The 4,584-nt window shown below is 55.0% G+C and carries 6 protein-coding genes; 2 read left to right on the top strand and 4 right to left on the bottom strand.

What is annotated here, in order from left to right; genetic code table 11:
• Nucleotides 1-504 (top strand): AEC family transporter (locus tag B3Z49_RS18410; RefSeq protein WP_296993484.1); only part of this gene is annotated, 504 nt, incomplete at its 5' end.
• Nucleotides 505-528: 24 nt separating this feature from the next.
• Here B3Z49_RS18410 and B3Z49_RS18405 read toward each other — a convergent pair.
• Genes B3Z49_RS18405 through glmM form a run of 4 tightly spaced genes read right to left on the bottom strand, consistent with a single transcriptional unit; the run spans nucleotide 529 to nucleotide 3,678 of the window.
• Nucleotides 529-879 (bottom strand): hypothetical protein, encoded by a 351-nt coding sequence (locus B3Z49_RS18405; RefSeq protein WP_064780646.1) that lies wholly within the window; start codon nucleotides 877-879, stop codon nucleotides 529-531.
• Nucleotides 880-888: 9 nt separating this feature from the next.
• A complete protein-coding gene (locus tag B3Z49_RS18400) occupies nucleotides 889-1,431 on the bottom strand; it encodes a DinB family protein (RefSeq protein ID WP_296993480.1) in 543 nt (180 codons plus the stop codon).
• A 50-nt stretch (nucleotides 1,432-1,481) separates the two neighbouring features.
• A complete protein-coding gene (gene thiD / locus B3Z49_RS18395; protein WP_296993478.1) occupies nucleotides 1,482-2,279 on the bottom strand; it encodes a bifunctional hydroxymethylpyrimidine kinase/phosphomethylpyrimidine kinase in 798 nt (265 codons plus the stop codon).
• Nucleotides 2,280-2,328: 49 nt separating this feature from the next.
• Nucleotides 2,329-3,678, bottom strand: coding sequence for a phosphoglucosamine mutase (gene glmM, locus B3Z49_RS18390; RefSeq protein WP_296993476.1), 1,350 nt, complete (start codon nucleotides 3,676-3,678; stop codon nucleotides 2,329-2,331).
• 259 nt (nucleotides 3,679-3,937) lie between these two features.
• On the opposite strand from glmM, the gene B3Z49_RS18385 reads away from it, so the two are divergent.
• Nucleotides 3,938-4,584 (top strand): hypothetical protein (locus B3Z49_RS18385; protein WP_296993472.1); only part of this gene is annotated, 647 nt, incomplete at its 3' end.

Genomic DNA, 4,584 nt, shown 5'->3' with positions numbered 1-4,584 from the left:
TTCTTTGCCGCCTATGTCGTGATCCAGCTGACCATCGGGGTTGCGTTCGTATCGGGCAGCTTTTCGATCAAGTCGCTGGCCAAGATGCCTATCATTCCGGCAACCCTGATTGCCACGGGCTTTCTTGCCACCGAAACGCCGGTGCCGGAATGGCTTTACAACACCACCAACCTGATCGGGCAACTGACCATTCCGTTGATGCTGTTTACCCTTGGTGTGTCGCTTGCCAAGCTGCGCCCGGTCAGCCTTGCACGCAGCACGGCACTGAGTGTGTTGCGTCTTGGTATGGGTTTCGGGGTTGGTTTGGGTCTGTCGGAAGTCATGGGACTGACCGGCATGGAACGCGGGGTGGTTATCCTGCAATGTTCGATGCCGGTTGCCGTGTTCTGCTACCTGTTTGCGCAGCTTTATAACCGCGAGCCGGAAGAAGTCGCCGGTGTGGTGATCAGTTCAAGCTTCCTTGCCGCCATCGCCTTGCCGGCATTGCTTTGGTACGTGCTTTAGGCCTTCGACAAACCACGCGTCAGGTTACTTGACGATCAGGCGGTATTCGCCGCCGGTGCCATCATCCTTGTCGGCATAAAATCCGATGGCGCATTCAAAGCGACCCTTCTCAAGGTTTGGGTCGCCTTGCGCGGCCGCCTGTTCCATGACGTGATCGCGGCAGGCCGCAAGATCGTCATAAGTGGCCTCGGATATCTTGACCCGCGTCGGTTGACTGATATCGGGGACATAGACCGCAGTGACATGTTCCCAGGGTGCGGCATCATCGGGCCAGAAAAGATCGGCAACATGACGATGGGGATTGCCGAAACTGACGACGGCCAGAACGGCGATCCCGCCAGCCAGAATCGCACGGCGCAGCATTCTTGTATTCATCGGTATCCTTTATGCGCCTTTGCGGCCAAGGGCCGAAAAATCGAAGCTTGGCATCGGCGCATCATATTCAAGATGGTAGTCATCAAGGATTGGTGGTGCCTGACCGGTGACGGCCAAAAGCGCATGCACCTGCCCGCGTTGATGGGTTTGATAGACAAACAGATGTGACAAAATATCAGCCACAGTTTCAAGCGTCTTGCTGCCGTCTTCGCGGACCAGTTCCACCGCCCGGATGGCATCCTTGTCATTGAGCTGTTCACAATAGGCCATCAACCGCATATCCGCATCACGCTGGGCTACGGCCAGTTTATCGATGGCACCAAACGGCATTTCAGTATCAAGACACGTCCGACCCCGCCTGCCATCGACCAGCGCATCAAGATAATACCAGTCATTGGTCAGGATATGGTTCAGCGTTTCAAGAATAGAGGCGGAAAAAGGTGTTCGTTTGGAGGTGAGTTCGCCATCTGTCAATTTCTGACAGACCCCATACAAACGGTGATTTGACCAGGCGTTGTTACGCGCCTGATGGAAAAACGATGTGCCCGGCATAGCTTAAGTGTCCCAACTTTCAGCGCCCTGTCACATTCGTGTTGAATTATTCAACCGGTCACAGGATGCGCATGGTTTAGCGGACCGTTTCCTTTGCCAAAGTCCGGTGCGGTTCGGATGGCTTCACGGACATATGCCCGCGCACGGGCAACGGAATCACTTAATCCCATGCCCTGAGCCAGCCCGGTTGCAATGGCACTTGCAAGCGAGCAGCCCGTACCATGATTATTCTCAGACGGAATGCGCGTATCTTCGAAACCTTCGATATCGCGATCCCGGCGCCACAAGATATCGACGATTTTGTCCCCGTCGGCGTGACCACCTTTTATCAGGACGGCCTCACAACCGAGATCACCAATTTTGTGCGCTGCAGCAATCATATCAGCTTCGCTGGTGATTTTCATACCTGATAATACTTCAGCCTCGGGAATATTTGGTGTCAGCACGGTGGCAAGCGGGACCATATGGGTCATAAGGGCCTCGACCGCGTCTTCCTGAAGCAGGCGTGAACCGCTTTGTGATACCATCACGGGGTCTACAACGACCGGAATGCCTTCAGCCTTTGATTTGATAAATTCCGCCACAGCGATAATCACCGGCACCGAATGCAGCATCCCGGTTTTGAGCGCATCTGCGCCAATATCATCAATCGTCACGGTGGCCTGATGGACGATCATGTCCGGATCGATGCCAAGAACGTCAAAGACTCCGGTGGTGTTTTGCACCGTGAGGGCCGTTATCGCAGTTGCAGCATAGCCGCCAAGGGCCGTCACCGATTTGATATCGGCCTGAATACCGGCCCCACCGGAACAATCCGACCCGGCAATAATCAAGACACGACCCTTCATACGACCCTTCCTTATCCTGCAGATATCAGGTTTTCGTCACAATGACCGGTTAACCGGCAACGGCAGTGATTTCGGCAACGATGCCATCAACGATCTGTTCGACCTTAAGCGCGTCATCGCCTTCGGCCATGACACGGATCAGCGGTTCGGTGCCGGATTTACGGATCAGGATACGACCATCACCGTTAAAGGCCCGCTCGGCCAGGGATATGGCTTCGATGACACTGCTTTGCGCCAAGGGATCGGAACCGGCACTGTAGCGCACGTTTTTAAGGATCTGCGGCAGCGGTTCGAACACGCGGCTGAGTTCCGACACCGGGCCTTCGCGGCTGGCAAGGACTGCCAGCACCTGAAGGGCTGCCAACAGGCCATCGCCGGTCGATGCGAAGTCCGACAGCACGATATGGCCGGACTGTTCACCACCGACATTGCAATCAAGGGCGCGCATCTGTTCGACGACATAGCGATCACCAACCTTGGTGCGGATCAGACGGACATCGTTGCTTTCAAGGTAACGTTCAAGACCAAGGTTCGACATCACAGTTGCGACCAGCGCGTTACCGCGCAGCTGACCGGTGCGTTTCCAGTGGGTTACAACAAGGCCCATCAGCTGGTCACCGTCGATCAGATGTCCCTTTTCATCACACATCTGGACACGGTCGGCATCGCCATCCAGGGCAATCCCGACATCGGCCTTTTCGGCCAGAACCCGGTCACACATGGTTTTGGTGTAGGTCGAGCCACACTGATCATTGATGTTCAGGCCATTCGGGCTGGTGCCGATTTCAATCACGTCAGCCCCCAGTTCACGCAGAACCTTGGGCGCGACGGAGTAGCCGGCACCATGGGCGCAATCAAGCACGATGCGCAGACCTTCAAGCGTGACCGTGCCCGGCAAGGATGATTTGACGGCCTCGATATAACGGCCCGGCGCATCATCAATGCGTTTGGCGCGGCCAAGCGCGTTGGCAGGTACCAGTTTGCCCGAAAGATCGCTTTCCATCAGGGCTTCGATTTCAAGTTCGACCTCGTCCGACAGCTTGAAGCCATCCGGGCCAAACAGCTTGATGCCGTTATCCTGGAACGGGTTATGCGAGGCAGAGATCATCACACCGATATCAGCACGCATCGATTTGGTCAGCATGGCCACCGCCGGGGTCGGCATCGGGCCGACCAGCATGACATCCATCCCCATCGAGGTGAAACCGGCAACAAGGGCGGGTTCAAGCATATAGCCCGACAGTCGGGTATCCTTGCCAATCACAACCTTGTGGCGGTGATCACCACGGGTGAAATAATGGCCGGCAGCCATCCCGACTTTCAGGGCGACTTCTGCGGTCATCGGCGCTGTATTGGCAGTTCCGCGAATGCCATCGGTGCCAAAATACTTGCGGCTCATATTCTGTGTCTCTGCTTGCGTTGCGGGCATTATGCCCTGTCAATTCATTCTGACTGCCGCTTATATCAAAGTGGCGGCGCAATGCCACCGCCAATCGGCATATTTCAGCGCCTATTCTAGTGCCAAACTGGCAATCAATCCGTTAACAGGCAAACACGGCGATATTCGGATAAAAGCAATGACCTTCGGTCAAAAACCGGCTATCACAAGATGAAGGGGCTAAGGGGCTGAAACCGGGGGAATTTTGCGCAGCATCCGCTTGAATATGTTTCTTTTTGCGATGTTGATTGTGACCGCTTCCGGCATCCTTGCCGTTTACGGACCCAAAATCGCTGCGCATGAGGTTGCCAAAACACTCGTCCTGCCCCCCAGCGGACCTGCGGAAGTTATCAATCTGAACCGCTATCTGACGCGTCTGGTGACAGACCGTAAAGTGGAAAGCGCATTTAAAATCCCGTCGATTGCCGAATCTGAATTCGCCTCTGTCCTTGAGGCACGCGGTCCGGGCTATACAGATCGCACCATCTGGTATCGCGCGCCGGTCAAAATCGTTGATCAACCCGGACGAACTGGAAGAAGCGCCTTTATCGATATCGGACATGTGTATCTGAATGATATCGAGATCAGCATCCTGACAAATGACGCGCGCCAGATCATCTGGCAGGAACATCTCGGCGATCGAATTCCAAGAGCCAAGGGTGGCCTGCAAAATCTTTCGCACGTTGCCGAATGGCCGAAACTGTCACTTGGCGAATATTGGCTGGTTATCGCGGTCCATACCAACAGCGCGCATGTCTTTGAGGCCGAACTCCTGCCTGATACGGCGCTGATCACCAAATCGGGCAGCAACAGTTTCATCAAGGGCGCAACCCTTGGTGTTCTGCTTCTTGCATTCGGGATTTATTT

The sequence above is a fragment of the Thalassospira sp. UBA1131 genome, assembly GCF_002311515.1.
Lineage (GTDB): Bacteria > Pseudomonadota > Alphaproteobacteria > Rhodospirillales > Thalassospiraceae > Thalassospira.
Note: the sequence above shows the minus strand (reverse complement) of the source record. Positions and strands in the feature narration are given on the sequence as shown.

Bases quoted from the DNA above. Each gene is read 5' to 3' on its own strand.
- glmM (WP_296993476.1), bottom strand. From the start codon at position 3,678: ATGAGCCGCAAGTATTTTGGCACCGATGGCATTCGCGGAACTGCCAAT.
- thiD (WP_296993478.1), bottom strand. From the start codon at position 2,279: ATGAAGGGTCGTGTCTTGATTATTGCCGGGTCGGATTGTTCCGGTGGG.
- B3Z49_RS18400 (WP_296993480.1), bottom strand. From the start codon at position 1,431: ATGCCGGGCACATCGTTTTTCCATCAGGCGCGTAACAACGCCTGGTCA.
- B3Z49_RS18405 (WP_064780646.1), bottom strand. From the start codon at position 879: ATGAATACAAGAATGCTGCGCCGTGCGATTCTGGCTGGCGGGATCGCC.